This window comes from Kitasatospora sp. NPDC008050 (genome assembly GCF_042957465.1).
Taxonomy (GTDB): domain Bacteria; phylum Actinomycetota; class Actinomycetes; order Streptomycetales; family Streptomycetaceae; genus Kitasatospora.
In genome coordinates, this window is the sequence record NZ_JBIBIJ010000013.1 from 98,248 (window position 1) to 118,462 (window position 20,215).

A 20,215-nucleotide genomic window follows, 5' to 3' on the forward strand; every position below is an offset into this window, starting at 1 on the left:
CCCTGCCCGGGGCCACCGAAGGTGCCGGACACCGAGGAGAAGACGACGAAGGCCGCGAGGTCCAGGTCCTTCGTGGCCTCGTGCAGATTCCACGCCGCGTCCACCTTCGGACGCAGCACCGCCGCCAACCGCTCGGGGGTCAGCGAGCCCACCACGCCGTCGTCCAGCACACCCGCCGTGTGCACCACCGCCCGCACCGGGTGCCGGCCGATCAGCTCGCCCACCGCCGCCCGGTCCGCGACATCACACGCCTCGACCAGCGCCTCCGCACCCAACGCCGCCAGCTCGGTGACGAGTTCGGCCGCGCCGTCGGCCGCCGCCCCGCGACGGGAGACCAGCAGCAGCCTCCGCACACCGTGCTCCACCACCAGGTGACGCGCCACCACCCGGCCCAGACCACCCGTACCACCCGTGACCAGCACCGTGCCGTCGCCCTCCCACGACGGCGCGCTCGCCGACCGAGCGGAAGCCACCCGCGCCAGCCGGGCCGCCAGCACCTCATCACCACGGACCAGCAGCTGCGGCTCGTCCAACACCAGTGCACCCGAGGGAAGTTCGCCAGAGCCCTCCAGGTCCACCAGGCCGAACCGGCCCGGATTCTCCGACGACGCCGACCGCACCAGACCCCACACCGCCGCGCCCGCCAGATCCGCACCCGACACCGCACCACGGGTGATGAAGACCAACCGCGAGCCCGCGAACCGCTCCTCGGCCAACCAGGACTGCACCAGACCCAACACCCGCGCCGTCACGGCATGCACCGACTCCACCACGCCACCGGACGCACCAGCCGGAAGCTCGACCACCACCACAGCCGGCACCTCCACCAACGCCGCCAGCTCCACCTCCAGCCCAACCGTCACGAACGGCACCGCAGCGCCCTCGCCCACGGCAACCGGCACCCACTCCACCCGGAACAGCGCATCGCCGGTGCCGGCAGCACCCGCCCGGGTCACCTGGTCGGCCGAGACCGCGCGCAGGACGAGCGACCCCGCCGAGGCGACCGGTCGGCCCTCGCCGTCGGCGAGCGCCACGGAGACCGAGTCCTCGCCGGTGCGCACCACCCGCACCCGCACCGAGGAGGCGCCCGAGGCGTGCAGCGAGACGCCCTCCCAGGAGAACGGGACCACGCCCCGGGGCAGGCCGTTGAAGGCCGACACGTGCAGGGCGGCGTCCAGCAGGGCGGGGTGGAGCCCGAACGGCCCACCGTCCACGCCGTCGGGCAGCGCGACCTCGGCGAAGACCTGCTCGCCCAGTCGCCACGCCGCCCGCAGCCCCTGGAAGACCGGGCCATAGGCGAAACCGCCCTCGGACATCCGCTCGTAGAGGCCGGTCAGGTCCACGGGCTCGGCGCCGGCGGGCGGCCACACCGAGGCGTCGAAGTCGGCGATCCGCTCCCCGGGCGCGAGGACACCGGTCGCGTGCTGGACCCACGGGCGCTCGTCGGCCGCCTCCTGCCGGGAGCGGACATCCAGGGTGCGACGGCCGCTCTCGTCGGCCGCTCCCACCCTCAACTGCAGCCGAGTCCCGCCGCTTTCGGCGAGCACCAGCGGCGCCGCCAGCGTCAGCTCCTCGACCAGGTCGCAGCCGACCTCGTCGGCCGCGCGGATCGCCAGCTCCAGGAAGGCCGTACCCGGGAGCAGGACCGAGCCCAGGACGGCGTGGTCCGCCAGCCACGGGTGGGACCGCACCGACAGCCGTCCGGTGAACATCAGCCCGTCACCGTCGGCCAGTTCGACGGCGGCGCCGAGCAGGGGGTGGTCTGCCGGCGCCAGGCCGGCGGCACTGACGTCGGCGGACGCCGAGAGATCGGCGGTGGGCCAGAAGCGCTGGTGCTGGAAGGCGTAGGTGGGCAGGTCGACGCGGCGGGCGCCGGTGCCGGCCAGCAACGCGGTCCAGTCGACCGTCGTTCCACGAACGTGCAGGATCGCCATCGCACCGAGCAGCGTCGCCTCCTCGTCCTGTTCCCTGCGCAGTGCCGGTACCAGCAGCGCATCGTCCGGCAGGCAGGTCGCGGCCATCGCCGACAGGACACCGTCCGGGCCCAACTCCACCCAGCGGCTGACGCCCTGGGCCTGCAGCGTGCGCACGCCGTCGGCGAAGCGCACCGCCTCGCGGACGTGGCGCACCCAGTACTCCGGCGAGCAGAGCTGCTCGCCCGTCGCGAGGTCACCCGTCAGGTTGGACACCACCGCGATGACCGGCTCAGCGAAGGAGAGACCCGCCAGCACCGCCCGGAACCCGTCCAGCATCGGATCCATCAACGGCGAGTGGAAGGCATGCGAGACCCGCAGCCGCGACGCCTTGCGCCCCAGCTCCTCGAAGTGGACACGGATCCGGTCGACCTGCTCCTCGGCGCCGGAGACCACCACCGACGACGGACCGTTGATCGCCGCGATCGACACCAACTCGTCCAGCAGCGGCAGGACTTCGTCTTCGGAGGCCTGCACCGCCAGCATCGCCCCACCCGCCGGCAGCGCCTGCATCAGGCTGCCGCGCGCCACCACCAGCGCACACGCGTCCGCCAGCGAGAACACCCCGGCCACCTGCGCCGCCGCCACCTCCCCGATCGAGTGCCCGGCCACGAAGTCCGGCCGCACGCCCCAGGATTCGAGCAGCCGGAACAGCGCCACCTCCACCGCGAACAACCCCGCCTGAGCATGGACCGTCCGGTTCAGCAGCTCAGCGTCCGCGCCCCACACCACCTCGCGAACCGCACCGAAGCCCGGCTCCGCACAGACCGCGTCGAACGCCTCGGCGAACACCGGGAAACGGCCGTACAGCTCCCGCCCCATGCCGAGCCGCTGCGACCCCTGCCCCGAGAACAGGAACGCCAGCGGGGCCTTGGCCGCGACACCGTCGACCAGCCCAGCGGCGGCTCGGCCCGTGGCCAAGGCGTCCAGGCCACTCAGGAACGCCTCACGGTCACCGGCGACCACGGCGGCGCGGTGCTCCAGCGGGGTCCGGGTGGTCGCCAGCGAAAGGGCGACGTCGGCCAGGGCAAGGTCGGCGTCGGCGTCGGCGCGCAGGTGCGCGGCCAGCCGCGCCGCCTGTGCGCGCAGTGCGGCCTCGGTCCGGCCCGACAGCACCCACGGCACCACCCCGGGCACCCCCACCGGCGGCTCAACGGGCGGCAGTTCGGCCGGCTCGGCCTGCTCCAGCACGATGTGCGCGTTGGTGCCGCTGATGCCGAACGCCGAGACGCCCGCCCGGCGCGGACGGCCGGTCGCCGGCCACTCCTGGGCCTCGGTCAGCAGCTCGACCGCACCCGCGCTCCAGTCCACGTGCGAGGACGGCGCGTCCACGTGCAGCGTCCTCGGCAGCACGCCGTGGCGCAGGGCCAGCACCATCTTGATCACGCCGGCCACGCCCGAGGCGGCCTGCGCGTGCCCGAGGTTCGACTTGACCGCGCCGAGCAGCAGCGGCCGTGCGGGGTCGCGGTCCTGGCCGTAGGTCGCCAGCAGGGCCTGCGCCTCGATGGGGTCGCCCAGCGTGGTTCCCGTGCCGTGGGCCTCCACCGCGTCGACCTGGTCGGCGGAGAGCTGCGCGTTGGCGAGCGCCGCCTTGATCACCCGCTGCTGGGAGGGGCCGTTGGGGGCGGTGAGCCGGCTGCTCGCGCCGTCCTGGTTGACGGCGGTGCCGCGCACCACGGCCAGCACCTGGTGCCCGTTGCGCCGGGCGTCCGCGAGCCGTTCGACCAGCAGGACGCCCACCCCCTCGGCCCAGGAGGTGCCGTCGGCCGCCTCGGCGAACGGCTTGCAGCGGCCGTCGGGCGCGAGCCCGCGCTGGCGGGAGAACTCGGTGAACAGGCGGGTGGTCGGCATCACGGCCACGCCGCCGGCCAGGGCCATCGAGCACTCGCCGGCGCGCAGCGCGCGCACGGCCAGGTGCAGGGCGACCAGGGCGGAGGAGCAGGCCGTGTCGACCGTCACCGCCGGCCCTTCCAGGCCGAGGGCGTAGGAGATCCGGCCGGACAGGACGCTGACCGCGCCGCCGGTCAGCAGGTGACCCTCGGTCTGCGCGGACTGCCGGGCCAGCGAGCCGTAGTCGGTGTCGGCACCGCCGACGAAGACGCCGGTCTCGCTGCCGCGCAGTGCGGCGGGGTCGATCCGGGCGTACTCGACGGCCTCCCAGGCCGACTCCAGCAGCAGCCGCTGCTGCGGGTCCATCGCCAGTGCCTCGCGCGGTGCGATGCCGAAGAGTTCCGCGTCGAAGTCGGCCACGCCGTCCAGGAAGCCGCCGTGGCGCACGTAGCTCCTGCCCGGCGTGCCCGGCGTGGGGTCGTACAGCGCCTCGGTGTCCCACCCTCGGTCGTCCGGCAGCTCGCCGATGGCGTCGACGCCGTCGGCGAGCACCCGCCACAGGTCCTCCGGCGACCGGACGCCGCCGGGGAGGCGGCAGGCCATCCCGATGATGGCGATCGGCTCGCTCTCCCTGGCCTCGACGGTCTCCAGCCGCTGCCTGGTCCGCTTGAGGTCGGCGGTGACCTTCTTGAGGTAGTCGCGGAGCTTGTCCTCGGAGGAGCTGGCCATGGGTGGGAAAACCTCGCTGTTCGGAAAGGGCGTCGCGCGGCGTGCCGCGTGTTCGGTGTGACCCGTGGTGATCGGCTGGGCTGGGTCAGGCGAGGCCGAGTTCGTTGTCGATGAGGTCGAAGATCTCGTCGTCGGTCGAGGTTTCGAGGTCGGCGTCGCCGCCGTCACCGCTGTCGTCCTCGTCGTCGGCGTCGAGCTTCCACTGCAGTGTCCGCAGCCGCAGGACCAGCTGGGCGCGGGTGTCGGCGTCGAGTGCGCAGCCGGCGACGGCCTTCTCCAGGCCGTCGAGTTCGGCGAGGACCGGCGCGGCCGACGTGCCGCCCGGCGTGGTGCCCGAGGCGCTGTCCAGTGCGGTCCGCAGGTGGCGGGCCAGCCCGACCGGGGTCGGGTGGTCGAAGACCGCCGTGGTCGGCAGCCGCAGACCGGTCTCCGCGTTGAGGCGGTTGCGCAGCTCGACTGCCGTCAGCGAAGACATGCCGAGGTCCAGGAAGCCGCGCTCGGCCTCGATCGCCGCGGCGGATCCGTGGCCGAGGACGGTGGCGACATGACCGGTGATCAGCTGGAGCAGCAGCTGCTCCTGCCTGGCCGGGCTCAGCCCGGCCAGCCGGTCCCTGAGCTCCTGCTCCGCGAGCCGCCCCTCCCGCGCCCCGGTATCGGCGCCGGCCGCACTGCCGGCCTGGCGCACCGGGGTGCGGAGCAGCCCGCGCAGCAGTGCCGGGACGTCACCGGAGGTGCGGGAGCGCAGATCCAGCCGGAGGGGGACCAGCAGCGGGCTGTCGACGGCTGCCGCCGTGTCGAGCAGGCCGAGTCCTTGGCGGGCCGAGAGCGGCAGCATCCCGGAGCGGGCGAAGCGGGCAACATCCACGTCGGCCAGGGTGCCCGTCATTCCACTGGATTCTCCCCAGTATCCCCACGCCAGCGAGACGGCGGTCAGACCCTGCGCCCTGCGGTGGTGCGCGAGGGCGTCGAGGAAGGCGTTGGCCGCCGCGTAGTTGGCCTGCCCCGGGCCGCCGGCGAGGCCGGCGAAGGAGGAGAAGAGCACGAAGGCGGAGAGCTTCGTCTCCCGGGTCAGCTCGTGCAGGTGCCACGCGGCGTCCACCTTGGGCCGCAGCACCTGCTCGACCTGGTCGTCCGTCAGGGTCTCCAGCAGGCCGTCCCTGAGCACGCCGGCCGCGTGGACCACGCCGGTCAGCGGGTGCTCGGCCGGGATGTCGCACAGCACGGCGGCGAGCTGCTCCCGGTCGGCGGCGTCGCAGGCGACCACCGAGACTTCGGCGCCGAGGTCGGCCAGCTCCGCGCGCAGCGCCGCGGCTGCGGGGGCGTCGGGGCCGCGCCGCCCGGTCAGCAGCAGGTGGCGCACCCCGTGCCGGGTGACCAGGTGCCGGGCGACCAGGCCGCCGAGCGTGCCCGTCCCGCCGGTGATCAGCACGGTGCCCTCGCCCGTGTCGTCCCACTGCCAGGCGGGGGCAGCGGTGCGCGCCGGGGTGGCGGCCGGGAGCAGGCGCGGCACCAGCGCCGTGCCGTCGCGCAGGGCCAGTTGGGATTCCCCGGCGGCCAGGGCGGCGGCCGTCGCGGCCGCCAGGGCCTGTTCGGAGCCCGCCCGGCCGTCCAGGTCGACCAGCAGGAACCGGCCGGGGTGCTCGGACTGCGCGGAGCGGATCAGCCCCCAGACGGCCGCGTCCGCGGGGGCGGGGACCTCCTCCGGTGCTCCGGTGCCGACCGCACCACGGGTCACCAGGACCAGGCGCGAGGCGGCGAGGCGGGCGTCGGCCAGCCAGCAGCGGGTCAGCTCCAGCACCTCGCGCACGGCCTGGTGCGCCGCCGCGGCGAGCTCGCCGCCGGTCGGCGCCTCGGCCGCGTAGCGCAGCAGCACGGTGTCGGGTGCCGGTTCCAGTTCCCCGGCTGCGAGGGCGGCGCGCAGGTCGGGCAGCCGCTCGAAGCTGCGGGTCGACGGGGCGGGGCGGTCCTCGGCCCGGGTGACGGGCAGTGCGTTCCAGTCGATCCGGAACAGCGCGTCCTGCTGCCCGGCGGTGGCCGGTGGCGTCGCCTCCAGCCAGTAGCGCTCGCGCTGGAAGGCGTAGGTCGGCAGGTCCACGGCCCGGCCGCCCGCGACCGCGCCGCGCCAGTCGACCCGGACGCCGTGCGTGTGCGCCTCGGCCAGCGAGGCCAGCACGCGGGCCGCTCCGCCCTCGTCGCGGCGCAGGGACCCGACCACCACCGCTTCCGCCTCCGCGGCGGCGACGGTGTCCTCGATGCCCATGGTGAGGACGGGGTGCGGGCTGGACTCGACGAAGACGTCGTGGCCGTGGCGCAGCAGGGCGCGCACCGACTCCTCCAGGCGCACGGTGCGCCGCAGGTTCTCGTACCAGTACCGCGCGTCGAGCCGGGTGTCGCCGTCGGCCCAGTCGGCCGTCACCGTGGAGAGGAACGGGATCCGGCCGGGCCTGGTCGCGATGCCGGCCAGGTCCGCCAGCAGGGTCTCGCGGATCCGCTCGACCTGCGCCGAGTGCGAGGCGTAGTCCACGGGGATCCGCTTGGCCCGCACACCCTCGCGGGTGCAGGACTCGACGAGTTCGGCCAGGGCGTCGGGGTCGCCGGAGACGACCACGGCGGCGGGTCCGTTGACGGCGGCCACCGAGATCCGCTCGCCCCAGGCCGTGAGCCGGGCCAGGACCTCGGCGTGCGGCGCGGTCACCGACACCATCCCGCCGTGGCCCGAGAGTCCGGCGGCGATGGCCTTGCTGCGCAGCGCGACCACCTTGGCCGCGTCGGCCGGCGAGAGCAGGCCGGCGACGCAGGCCGCCGCGATCTCGCCCTGGGAGTGCCCCAGCACCGCGGCCGGCTCCACCCCGTGCGCGCGCCACACCTCGGCCAGCGCGACCATCACCGCCCACAGCGCGGGCTGGGCGACGTCCACCCGGTCCAGGTCGGGCGCGCCTGGGGCGCCGCGCAGCACCTCGCGCAGCGACCAGTCGACGTACGGCGCCAGCGCCTGCTCGCACTCGGCGATCCGCTCGGCGAACGCCGGTGAGGTGTCCAGCAGTTCGCGTCCCATGCCGGCCCACTGGGAGCCCTGGCCGGGAAAGACCAGGACGACCTTGCGCTCGCGGCCGGCGGCGTAGCGGCCGTGCACGACCCCGGGCGCCGGCGTGGCGTCGGCCAGGGCGCGCAGCCCGGTGCGCAGTGCCTCGCGGTCCGTGCCGATCACCACGGCCCGGTGTTCGAGGGTGGCGCGGCCGCCGACCAGGGACGCGGCGGTGTCGAGGACCGGGGCCGTCTCCAGGTGGGCGAGCAGGGCCCGGGCCTGGCCGCGCAGCGCGGGCGCGGTGCGGGCCGACAGCACCAGCGGCAGTGTGGGGGGCTCGGGCGCCGGCTCGGCCGGGCCCGGTTCGGCCGGTGGCGCCTGTTCGAGGATGACGTGCGCGTTGGTGCCGCTGATGCCGAAGGAGGAGACGCCGGCCCGGCGCGGGTGCCCGGTGGCGGGCCACGGCGCGGCCTCGGCGAGCAGGCTCACGGCGCCGGTGGACCAGTCCACCTGCGGGGTGGGGGTGTCGATGTGCAGGCTCCTGGGCAGCAGGTCGTGCCGCATCGCCAGCACCATCTTCAGCACGCCCGCGACCCCGGCCGCGGCCTGACTGTGCCCGATGTTCGACTTGATGGAGCCGAGCAGCAGCGGCCGGTCGCCGGGGCGGTCCTGGCCGTAGGTGGCCAGCAGGGCCTGGGCTTCGATCGGGTCTCCCAGCCGGGTGCCGGTGCCGTGCGCCTCGACGGCGTCCACCTGGTCGGCCGTCAGCCCGGCGTTGGCCAGGGCCTGGCGGATCACCCGCTGCTGGGAGGGGCCGTTGGGGGCGCTGAGTCCGTTGCTGGCGCCGTCCTGGTTGACCGCGCTGCCGCGCACCACGGCCCAGATCCGACGGCCGGCCCGCCGCGCGTCGCTGAGCCGTTCGACCACCAGCAGGCCGACGCCCTCGGCGAATCCGGTCCCGTCGGCGGCCGCCGCGAACGGCTTGCAGCGGCCGTCGGCCGCCAGCCCGCGCTGGCGGGAGAAGTCGACCATGATCCCCGGGGAGGACATCACGGTCACCCCGCCGGCCAGGGCCATCGAGCACTCGCCGCCGCGCAGCGCCTGCACCGCCAGGTGCAGGGCCACCAGTGAGGAGGAGCAGGCCGTGTCGACGGTGACCGCCGGGCCCTCCAGGCCCAGGGTGTAGGCGACCCGGCCGGAGACCACGCTGCCGGCGTTGCCGTTGTTGACGTAGCCCGCGAGCTCCTCGGGGATCTGGTGGACCCGGCCGAGGTAGTCGCTGGAGGAGAGGCCGGCGAAGACGCCGGTGCGGCTGCCGCGCAGCGTCCGCGGGTCGATGCCGGCCCGCTCGACCGCCTCCCAGGCGGTCTCCAGCAGCAGTCGCTGCTGCGGGTCCATCGCCAGTGCCTCGTTCGGGCCGATGCCGAAGAAGTCGGCGTCGAACTCGGCGGCGTGGTGCAGGAACCCGCCCTCCAGGGTGCGGGAGCCGCCGAGCTCGTCGGGGACGGCGTCGTAGAGCCGCTCCAGGTCCCAGCCGCGGTCGGTGGGCAGGGCGGCGACGGCGTCGGTGCCCGAGGCCAGCAGGGCCCACAGGTCCTCCGGCGAGCGGACGCCGCCGGGGTAGTGGCAGGCCATGCCGACGATCGCGATCGGCTCGTCGGCGGCGGCCGCCGCCACCGGCGTGCCCGTCTCGGTGCTCCCGCCCGAGAGGCGCGTATCGAGGTGGTCCGCGAGCGCGGCCGGGTTCGGGTAGTCGAAGACCAGGGTGGCCGGCAGCCGCAGGCCGGTGGCGGTGTTCAGCCGGTTGCGCAGTTCGACCGCGGTGAGCGAGTCGAAGCCCAGGTCGCGGAAGGGGCGGCCCGCGTGGACGGCCGCCGGGTCCGCGTGGCCGAGCACCGCGGCGGCGTTGCCGGTGACCAGGTCGAGCAGCAGGGCCCGGCGCTCGGTGGCGGTCAGCGCGGCCAGGGCGCGCCGCAACCCCTCCGGCGCGTCGGCTTCGGTGCGCTCGGCCGTGCGGCGGGCCGTGCCGCGGAAGAGCGCGCGCAGCAGGGCGGGGAGCTGGTCCCGGGTGCGCGAGCGCAGCGCGGCGGCGTCGAGCCGGACGGGGACGAGCAGCGCCCGCCCGGCCGCGACGGCCGCGTCGAACAGGTCGAGCCCGTGCCGGGTGTCCAGGGTCAGCCCGCCGGTCTGCCGCGCGCGGGTCAGGTCGGCGGCGTCCAGGTGCCCGGTCATCCCGCTGGCCTGTGCCCACAGGCCCCAGGCGAGCGAGGTGGTGGGCAGCCCGCGGCGCCGGCGGTGCTGGGCCAGGCCGTCCAGGAAGGCGTTGGCCGCCGCGTAGTTGCCCTGGCCGGCCGAGCCGAAGACGCCCGCGGCCGAGGAGAAGAGCACCAGGTCGGCGAGGTCCAGACGCTCCGTCAGCTCGTGCAGGTGCCAGGCGGCCTCGGCCTTGGGCCCAAGGACGGTGCGCAGCCGGTCCGGGGTGAGCGAGGCGAGCGCGCCGTCGTCCAGCACGCCCGCGGCGTGCACCACGGCGGTCAGTGGGTGCTCGGCGGGGACCGAGGCCAGCAGGCCGGCCAGCGCCGCCCGGTCGGCGGCGTCGCAGGCGGCGACGGTGACGTGGGCACCGAGGGCGGTGAGTTCCGCGCTCAGTGCCTGGGCGCCGGCGGCCTGCGGGCCCCGGCGGCCGGTCAGCAGCAGGTGGCGGACGCCACGTTCGGTGACCAGGTGGCGGACGAGCAGGCCGCCCAGCTCGCCGGTGCCACCGGTGATCAGCACGGTGCCTTCCGGATCCCAGGGACGGGGCACGGTCAGCACGACCTTGCCGGTGTGGCGGGCCTGGGCCATGTGCCGGAACGCCTCGCGGGCGTGCCGGACGTCCCAGCTGGTGATCGGCAGCGGGCGCAGCGCGCCCTGTTCGAAGAGGTCGACCAGCTCGGTCAGCATCTGCTGGATCCGCTCCGGGCCCGCCTCGATCAGGTCGAAGGCGCGGTAGTGGGCGCCCTGGTGCTCCCGGGCGACCTGGTCCGCCGGGCGGATGTCGGTCTTGCCCATCTCGATCAGGCGCCCGCCCGGCCGCAGCACACGCAGCGACGCGTCCACGTACTCGCCGGCCAGCGAGTTCAGCACCACGTCCACGCCGCGGCCGCCGGTGGCGGTGCGGAAAGCCTCCTCGAAGTCGAGGGTCCGGGAGGAGGCCAGCCGCTCGGCGGGCCACCCCTGGGCGCGCAGCGACTCCTGCTTGGCCTCGCTCGCGGTGCCGTACACCTCGGCTCCCCAGAGCCGGGCCAGCTGGGTGGCGGCCATGCCGACGCCACCGCTGGCGGCGTGGATCAGGACCGACTCGCCGGCGGCCAGGCCGGCCAGGTCGCGCAGGGCGTAGAAGGCGGTGAGGAAGACCACGGGGACGGCGGCGGCCTCCGCGAAGGTCCAGCCCCGCGGTATCCGCACCAGCACCCGGTGGTCGGCGACGGCCAGCGGGCCGAAGCCGCCGGTCACCATGCCCATCACCCGGTCGCCGGGGACCAGTCGGGTCACGCCCGGGCCGACCTCGACCACCGTGCCGGCGGCCTCGGAGCCGAGGAAGCGGGCGCCGCCGGGGTACATGCCCAGCGCGTTGAGGACATCGCGGAAGTTCAGGCCGGCGGCCCGCACCGCCAGCCGGACCTGGCCCGGCTCCAGGGCCTGCGCCGCCTCCGGGCCGGGCAGCAGGGCGAGGTTGTCGACGGTGCCCTTCTCGGTGATCTCCAGCCGCCACGGCCCCGCGGCCTGCGGCACGGCCAGCGCCTCGCCCGCCGCGGCCCGGACCAGGCGCGGCGCGTGGGCGGTGCCCTGACGCAGCGCCAGCTGCGGTTCACCCGTGTCGAGCGCGCCGGGCAGCGCCCGCCAGGAGGCGGGCTGTCCGTCGAGGTCGGCGAGCACGATCCGGCCGGGGTGCTCGGTCTGCGCCGAGCGGACCAGCCCCCAGAGCGCGGCACCGGGCAGGTCGAGGAGGTCCGCGCCGGCGTCGGTGGCGACCGCCCCCGCGGTCACCACGAGCAGGCGGGTGGCGGCGAAGCGGTCGTCGGCGAGCCACTCCTGGAGCAGCGCGAGGACGCGCTCCAGCGTCGCGGCGGTCGCCTCGGGGACGCCGGGCAGCGGCTGCGGGGCCGTCAGCAGGACGGTCCCGGGCGCCTCGGCGCCGGCCGGCTCCGTCCAGGCCTCCAGCACCACTTGGGCCTCGGCCAGGGCCGCCGCGTGGCGCGGCTCGGGGCCGATCAGCGCCCACCGGGCGGGCCGGGTGACGGGCTGCTCCGGGAGAGGCACGGCGGTCCACTCGATGCCGAAGAGCGCCTCCCTGACGGCATCCGCCCCGGCATCGCGGGAGCCGGCGTCGAGGGAGCCGGGCGCGAGCGGTCGCACGGCCAGCGTGTCGATCGTGGCGACCGGCCGGCCCGTGCGGTCCGCCATCAGCACGCGGACGCTGTCCGGGCCGGCCGGGCTCAGCCGCACCCGCAGTGCGGTGGCCCCGGCGGCGTGCAGCGAGACACCCGTCCAGCAGAACGGCAGGCCGGGGCGGCCGTCCTGGGCGCGCAGCGGACCGAGGCCGGCCGCGTGCAGTGCGGCGTCCAGCAGCGCCGGGTGCAGGCCGAAGCGGGCCGCCTGCGGCTGTGCCGCCTCGGGCAGCTCCACCTCGGCGAACACCTCCTCGCCCAGCCGCCAGGCCGCCCGGACGCCCTGGAACACCGGGCCGTACGCGTAGCCGGCCTCGTGCAGCGCGGGGTAGAAGCCGTCGACGGGCAGCGGCTGCGCCCCGCGCGGCGGCCAGGCGGCGAGCGCCTCAGCGGGAGTGTCGGCGGGGGTGTCGGCGGGCTCGGCGAGGGTGCCGGTGGCGTGCTCGGTCCAGGACGTGTCCGCCTCGCCCCGGCCGGTGTGCAGGGTCACCGGTCGCAGCCCCCACGCGTCGGGGGCGCCGACGGCGATCTGCACCCGCAGCTCACCGCCCTCGGGCAGCAGGACCGGTGCGTGCAGGGTGAGTTCCTCGATCCGGCCGCAGCCGAGCTCGTCGCCGGCCCGGATCACGGCCTCCACCAGTGCCGCGCCGGGCACGACCAGCACGCCCGCGACGGCGTGGTCGGCGAGCCAGGGGTGGCTGCGCAGCGACCACCGGGCCGTCGCCACCAGACCGTCACCGGCGGCGAGTTCCAGCGCGGCGCCGAGCAGCGGGTGGTGCAGGGCGCCCAGGCCCGCCGCGGTGACGTCACCGGCCGCCGGCGCGGCCTGCGGCCAGAACCGCCGGTGCTGGAAGGCGTAGGTCGGCAGCGGCGCCGGGTGGGCGGGGGTCTGCCCGGCGAAGAGCACGCTCCAGTCGATCCGGGCGCCGTGGTTGCGGGCCTCGGCCAGCGAGAGCAGGAACCGGGTGGGCGAGCCCTCGTCACGCCGCAGCGTGCCGGTCGCGGCGGCGCCGACCGCGGTGGACTCGATGGTCTCCTGTACGCCGGTGGTCACCACCGGGTGCGGGCTGACCTCGATGAAGACCCGGTAGCCGTCGGCCAGCAGGGCCCGGGTGGTCTGCTCGAACTCCACGGTGCGGCGCAGGTTGCGGTACCAGTAGGCGCCGTCCAGTTCGAGGGTGTCGATCGGCGTGCCGCTGACCGTCGAGTAGAACGGGATGTCGGCCGGGCCCGGCGTGATCGGGGCCAGCAGCGCGGCCAGTTCCTCCTCGATGCGCTCCACCTGGGCGGAGTGCGAGGCGTAGTCCACCGGCACCCGGCGGGCCCGGATCCCGTCCTGCTCGCAGGCGGCCAGCAACTCGTCGAGCGCCCCCGGCTCGCCGGAGACCACCACGGAGTTCGGTCCGTTGACCGCGGCCACCGAGGCCCGCGCGCCCCAGGCCCGGACCCGCTCGCGGACGGCCTCGACCGGGGCCGCGACCGAGACCATGCCGCCCAGCCCGGACAGCGCGGTCAGTGCCTTGCTGCGCAGCGCGACCACCCGCGCGGCGTCGTCCAGCGAGAGCGCGCCGGCCACACAGGCGGCGGCGATCTCGCCCTGGGAGTGGCCCACCACGGCCGCGGGCCGCACGCCGTGCGCCCGCCACAGCTGCGCGAGCGAGACCATGACGGCGAAGAGCACCGGCTGGACCACGTCGACGTTCTCCAGGGGCGGCGCCTGCGGCGCACCGCGCAGCACCTCCTCCAGCGACCAGTCGACGTACGGCGCGAGTGCCTGCTCGCACGCGGCGATCCGCTCGGCGAAGACCGGTGCGGTGTCCAGCAGTTCCAGCGCCATCCCGGGCCACTGGGAGCCCTGGCCGGGGAAGACGAACACCGTCTCCCCGTCGCCCTCGCAGGCGCCCTCGCGCAGGGCCGGGTGGGCGCGTCCGTCGGCCAGCGCGTCGAGGCCGGCCAGCAGGGTCGCGCGGTCGGCGGCGACGACGGCCGCGCGGTGGTCCAGGGCGGCCCGGGTGGTCGCCAGCGCCTGAGCGATGCCGGCCGGCTCGGTGCCCGGTGCCCTGAGGTGGGCGGCCAGCCGGCGGGCCTGCTCACGCAGGGCCTGCGGGCTGTGCGCGGACAGCATCCAGGGCAGCGGCGCCGGGTCGGGGGCGGCGTCGGGGGCGGCGTTGGCGTCGGCGGGGGTGTCGGCGGGGGTGTCGTCGGCGGGTACCGGTTCGGGGGCGGCCTCCAGGATCACGTGGGCGTTGGTGCCGCTGATGCCGAAGGAGGAGACGGCGGCGCGGTGCGGGCGGTCGGCGGCGGGCCAGGCGCTCGGTTCGGTGAGCAGTTCGACGGCGCCGGCGGACCAGTCGACGTGCGGCGAGGGCGCGTCGATGTGCAGCGACTTCGGGAGCAGGCCGTGCCGCATCGCCAGCACCATCTTCAGCACGCCCGCCACACCGGCCGCGGCCTGGGTGTGACCGAGGTTGGACTTGACGGAGCCGAGCAGCAGCGGCCGGTCGCCGGGGCGGTCCTGGCCGTAGGTGGCGAGCAGCGCCTGGGCCTCGATCGGGTCGCCCAGCCGGGTGCCGGTGCCGTGCGCCTCGACCGCGTCCACCTGATCGGCCGTCAGCCCGGCATCGGCCAGCGCCTGCCGGATCACCCGCTGCTGGGACGGGCCGTTGGGGGCCGTCAGCCCGTTGGACGCACCGTCCTGGTTCACCGCGCTGCCGCGCACCACCGCCAGCACCGGGTGCCCGTTGCGGACGGCGTCCGAGAGCCGCTCGACCAGCAGCAGCCCCACGCCCTCGCTCCAGCCGGTGCCGTCGGCGGCCGCCGCGAACGGCTTGCACCGCCCGTCCGGCGCCAGCCCGCGCTGGCGGGAGAACTCCACGAAGGTCCCCGGGGTCGACATCAGCGTCACGCCACCGGCCAGCGCCAGCGCGCACTCGCCGCGGCGCAGCGACTGGGCGGCCAGGTGCAGGGCCACCAGCGAGGAGGAGCACGCGGTGTCGACGGTGACGGCCGGGCCCTCGAAGCCGAAGGTGTAGGACAGCCGGCCGGAGACCACGCTCGACGCGCTGCCGGTCATCAGGTAGCCGGCGACGTCGTCCTCGGCGGCCTCCAGGACCCTCGGGTAGTCCTGGAAGTTGGAGCCGACGAAGACGCCGGTGGCGCTGCCGCGCAGCGAGTCCGGTGCCACACCCGCCCGTTCCAGGGTCTCCCAGGCGGTCTCCAGGAGCAGCCGCTGCTGGGGGTCCATCGCCAGTGCCTCGCGCGGCGAGATGCCGAACAGCTCCGCGTCGAAGCCGGCCAGGTCGGCGATGAACCCGCCCTCGCGGACATAGCTGGTGCCCGGGTGCTCCGGGTCCGGGTGGTAGATGCGCTCGGTGTCCCAACCGCGCTCCGCCGGGAAGGCGCCGATGCTGTCCGTCCCGTCGGCGAGCAGCTGCCACAGGTCCTCCGGCGTGCTCACCCCGCCGGGGAAGCGGCAGGCCATCGCCACGATCGCGACGGGCTCCTCGGAGCCGGCCGGGGCGGTGGCGGTGCGGGCCGGGGCTTCCTGACCGTCCGTCAGTTCGGCCCGCAGGTGCGCGGCCACCGCGAGGGCCGTCGGGTGGTCGAAGAGCAGCGTGGCCGGCAGGCGCAGGCCGGTGACGGCGGTCAGCCGGTTGCGCAGCTCGACCGCCGTCAGCGAGTCGAAGCCCAGCTCCCGGAAGGCACGCTTGGCGTCGACGGTGCCCGGGGAGGCGTGCCCGAGCACCTGGGCGATCTGCTCGCGCAGCAGCTCGACCAGGAGGCGCTCCTGCTCGGCCGCGGACAGGCCGGCCAGGCGCTGCCGCAGCGGCGAGGGGGCGGTTGCGGTGGCAGCCCGCAGCGCGCGCACCTCGGGCAGGTCGGCGATCAGCGGGCCGGGGCGGGCCGCCGTCAGGACGGCGGCCAGCGCGGGCCAGTCCACATCGGCCACGGTCACGCAGGTCGTCCCCCGGGCCACCGCCCGGCGCAGGGCGGCCAGCGCCGACTCGGGCGCCATCGGGGCCAGCCCGCCGCGCCGCGTCCGCTCGGCCGGCAGCTCGGTACCGGCGGCCATGCCGGCGCCGGCCCAGGGGCCCCAGGCCACCGAGGTCGCCACCAGGCCCTCGGCCCGGCGCTGCTCGGCCAGCGCGTCCAGGTAGGCGTTGGCCGCCGCGTAGTTGGCCTGGCCGGCGTTGCCCAGCACGCCGGAGATCGAGGAGAAGAGCACGAACATCGCGAGCTCGTGGTCACGGGTCAGCTCGTGCAGGTGGCGTGCCGCCGCGGCCTTGGCCCCCAGCACGGTCGCGAAGCGCTCGGCGGTCAGCGACGCCAGCACGCCGTCGTCCAGCAGGCCGGCCGCGTGCACCACGCCGGTCAGCGGCAGCTCCGCGGGGATCTCGGCGAGCAGCCCGGCCAGCGCCGCCCGGTCCGCGACGTCGCAGGCGGCCACGGTCACCCGGGTCCCCCGGGCCGTCAGCCGCGCCACCAGGTCGGCCGCGCCCTCGGCGGCGGCGCCCCGGCGGCCGACCAACAGCAGGTGCTCGGCCCCCGCGGCGGCCAGCCAGTGCGCCACCTGCGCGCCCAGGGCGCCCGTGCCGCCGGTGATCAGCACCGTGCCCCCGGGCGCCGTCCAGCCGTCCTCGGGGGCCGCGCTCCGCGGATCGGCCGGGATCCGGGCCAGCCGGCGGGCGAGCACGCCAGAGCCGCGGAGCGCGAGCTGGTCCTCGCCGACACCGGCGAGGACGCCGGCCAGTCCCGCCAGGATCCGGCTGTCCAGCTCGGCCGGCAGGTCGACCAACCCGCCCCACAGCTGGGGGTGTTCCAGCGCGGCGACCCGCCCCAGGCCCCAGAGCCCGGCCTGCGCCGCCCCGGGCACCTGGTCCGCGGCGTCGACGGCCACCGCCTCGCGGGTGACGCACCACAGCGGTGCCTGGACGCCCGCCCGCTCCAGGGCGCGCAGCAGCGCGGCCGTCGCGGCCAGGCCCTGCGGCACCGCCGGGAACTCGGGGTGCGGGCGCTCGTCCAGGGCCAGGGCGCAGAGCACCCCGGCCGGCGGCTGGGCCCGCAGGCGGGCGGCGACCTGCTCGATGTCCGTGCCCGGCACGACCAGGCGCTCGACCAGCGTGCCGCGGGCGGCCAGGCCGTCGCAGAGCGCGGCCGACCAGTCGTCATCGGCGGCGCTCTGCGGCAGCAGGACCAGCCAGTGACCGGACGGCACGCCGTGCGGGCGGGTGGTGAGCGGGGTCCAGAGCGTGCGGTAGCCCCAGCCGTCCACGGTGGAGGCGACCCGGCGCCGGCGCCGCCAGGCGGCCAGCACCGGGAGCAGGTCGTCGAGTGAGGCCTCGGCCGCACGGCCGTCGATCCCCAGCACGGTGGAGGCCGCCCGCAGGTCGCCGCGCTCCACCGCCGCCCAGAAGGCGGCCTCCACCGGATCGGCCGGCGACTCGCCCACCAGGACGTCCAGTGCGCCGGTCGGCGGCCAGAACCGCCGGTGCTGGAAGGCGTAGGTCGGCAGCTCGACCCGGCGCCCCCGCGAGCCGGACAGCGCGGTCCAGTCGACCCGCACCCCGTGGACGTGCAGGGTGGCCAGCGCGTGCAGCGCCGTCGCCTCCTCGCCGCGGTCCTTGCGCAGGACGGGCAGCAGGACGGCGTCCTCGCCGGCCGACTCCTGGGCCGGCCCGGACAGCACCCCGTCCGGGCCCAGCTCCAGGAAGCGGGTGACGCCCTGGGCCCGCAGCGTGCACACACCGTCGGCGAAGCGCACCGCCTCGCGGACGTGGCGCACCCAGTACTCCGGGGAGCGGAGCTGCTCGTGGGTCGCGAGCTCGCCGGTCACGTTCGACACCACCGGCAGCGTGGGCGCGTTGAAGGACAGGCCCGCCAGCACCGCCCGGAACGCCTCCAGCATCGGATCCATCAACGGCGAGTGGAAGGCGTGCGAGACCCGCAGCCGGCTCGTCCTGCGGCCCTGCTGCTCGAACCGGACGCGGATCGCGTCGACCGCCTCCCGCGCGCCCGAGACCACCACCGACGTCGGCCCGTTGACCGCCGCGATCGAGACGGAGGCGCCGAGCACCGGCCGGACCTCGTCCTCCGTCGCCTGCACGGCGAGCATCGCCCCGCCCGGCGGCAGCGCCTGCATCAGCCGACCGCGCGCGGCGACCAGCGTGCAGGCGTCCGCCAGTGAGAAGACTCCGGCCACGTGCGCGGCCGCGATCTCACCGATCGAGTGCCCGGCCACGAACTGCGGCTTCACGCCCCAGGATTCGAGCAGCCGGAAGAGCGCGACCTCGACGGCGAACAGCGCGGCCTGCGCCTGCTCGGTCCGGTCGAGCAGCTCCGCGTCCCCGCCCCAGACGACCTCGCGCAGCGGGCCGTCGAAGCCCGCGCACACGGCGTCGAAGGCCGCCGCGAACACCGCGAACCTCTCGTACAACTCCCGCCCCATGCCGAGGCGTTGCGATCCCTGACCGGAGAACAGGAAGGCCAGCGGCGCCTTGGCCGCGACACCGTCGACCAGCCCGGCGTCGATCAGTGCGGCGTCGGCCCGGCCCTCGGCCAGCGCGTCCAGTGCCCGCAGCGCCTGCGCGCGATCGGCGGACAGCACGACGGCGCGATGCTCCAGCAGGGCCCGCGTGGCAGCCAGGGAGTGGGCGACGTCCGCCGCGTCGAGCTCCGGACGGGCCCGCAGGTGCGCGGCCAGCCGCTCGGCCTGCGCGCGCAGCGCCTCGGTGCTCCTGGCCGACAGCAGCCAGACGGGGAGGGAGGGTTGATCGGCGGGCAGTTGCTCGTCGGAGGCCTCGGGCGCCTGCTCGATGATCACGTGGGCGTTGGTCCCGCTGACACCGAAGGAGGAGACGGCGGCGCGGCGCGGGTGGTCGGCGGCGGGCCAGGGGGCCGGTTCGGCGAGCAGCTCGACGGCGCCGGCGGACCAGTCGACGTGCGGCGAGGGGGCATCGATGTGCAGCGACTTCGGCAGCAGGCCGTGCCGCATCGCCAGCACCATCTTCATCACACCCGCGACGCCCGAAGCCGCCTGGGTGTGACCGATGTTGGACTTCAGCGAGCCCAGCAGCAGCGGCCGGCCCGGCGGCCGGTTCTGCCCGTAGGTGGCGAGCAGGGCCGCCGCCTCGATCGGGTCGCCCAGCCGGGTGCCGGTGCCGTGCGCCTCGACCGCGTCCACCTCCGCCGTGGCGAGCCCGGCATCGGCCAGCGCCTGGCGGATCACCCGCTGCTGGGACGGGCCGTTGGGGGCCGTCAGCCCGTTGGACGCACCGTCCTGGTTCACCGCGCTGCCACGCACCACCGCGAGCACCGGGTGCCCGTTGCGAACCGCGTCGGAGAGCCGCTCGACCAGCAGCAGCCCAGCGCCCTCGCTCCACGCGGTGCCGTCGGCGGCCGCCGCGAACGGCTTGCAGCGGCCGTCCGCCGCCAGCCCGCGCTGCCGGGAGAACTCCACGAACATCTGCGGGGTCGACATCACCGTGACGCCGCCGGCCAGCGCCAGCGCGCACTCGCCGCGGCGCAGCGACTGCACCGCCAGGTGCAGGGCCACCAGCGAGGAGGAGCACGCGGTGTCGACCGTGACGGCCGGGCCCTCCAGGCCGAGGGCGTAGGAGATCCGCCCGGAGGCGACACTGACGGTGTTTCCGGTCAGCAGGTGTCCGCCCACCTCCTCGCTCCGCGGTCGCCCGGTGAGCACCGTGTCGTAGCCGCCATGACCCGTGCCGATGAACACACCGGTGGGCGTGCCGTGCAGCGAGTCCGGGGAGATCCCGGCGCGCTCGACGGCCTCCCAGGCGGTCTCCAGCACCAGCCGCTGCTGCGGGTCCATCGCCAGCGCCTCGCGCGGCGAGATGCCGAAGAAGGCGGCGTCGAACTCGGCCGCCTCGTGCAGGAAACCGCTCGCGCGGGTGTAGGTGGTGCCCGGGTGGTCCGGGTCGGGGTCGAACAGGGCGTCGAGGTCCCAGCCGCGGTCGGCGGGGAAACCGCAGACCGCGTCCACCCCGTCGCGCACCAGCTCCCACAGCTCCTCGGGCGAGCGGACACCGCCCGGATAGCGGCAGGCCATCGCGACGATCGCGATCGGCTCCCGGCTCCGCTCGTCCGCCTCGCGCAGTTGCTCGCGAGTCTCGTGAAGGTCTGCGACGGCCCGCTTCAGGTAGTCGCGGAGCTTCTCCTCGTTCGACATCACGATGTCAACCTCTCGGGGTGGGATGCCGGGCTCCTGA

Annotated in this window: 2 protein-coding genes (1 of these 2 cut by a window edge); both read right to left on the bottom strand. The window is 76.0% G+C overall.

Annotated features, from left to right (window positions below):
• Positions 1 to 4,532 carry the 5' end (the start) of an SDR family NAD(P)-dependent oxidoreductase gene (locus ACFZB9_RS24635; protein ID WP_391450479.1) on the bottom strand. 26,788 nt of this gene lie to the left of the window's left edge, so only the first 4,532 of its 31,320 coding nucleotides appear in the window; its start codon is at positions 4,530 to 4,532; the stop codon falls past the left edge of the window.
• A gap of 85 nt (positions 4,533 to 4,617) precedes the next feature.
• A complete protein-coding gene (locus tag ACFZB9_RS24640) occupies positions 4,618 to 20,175 on the bottom strand; it encodes a type I polyketide synthase (RefSeq protein WP_391450481.1) in 15,558 nt (5,185 codons plus the stop codon).
• Between the last annotated feature and the right edge of the window lie 40 nt (positions 20,176 to 20,215).

What these genes read in the sequence shown, in the direction of transcription:
- ACFZB9_RS24640 (WP_391450481.1), bottom strand. Translation starts at nt 20,175, where the DNA reads ATGTCGAACGAGGAGAAGCTCCGCGACTACCTGAAGCGGGCCGTCGCA.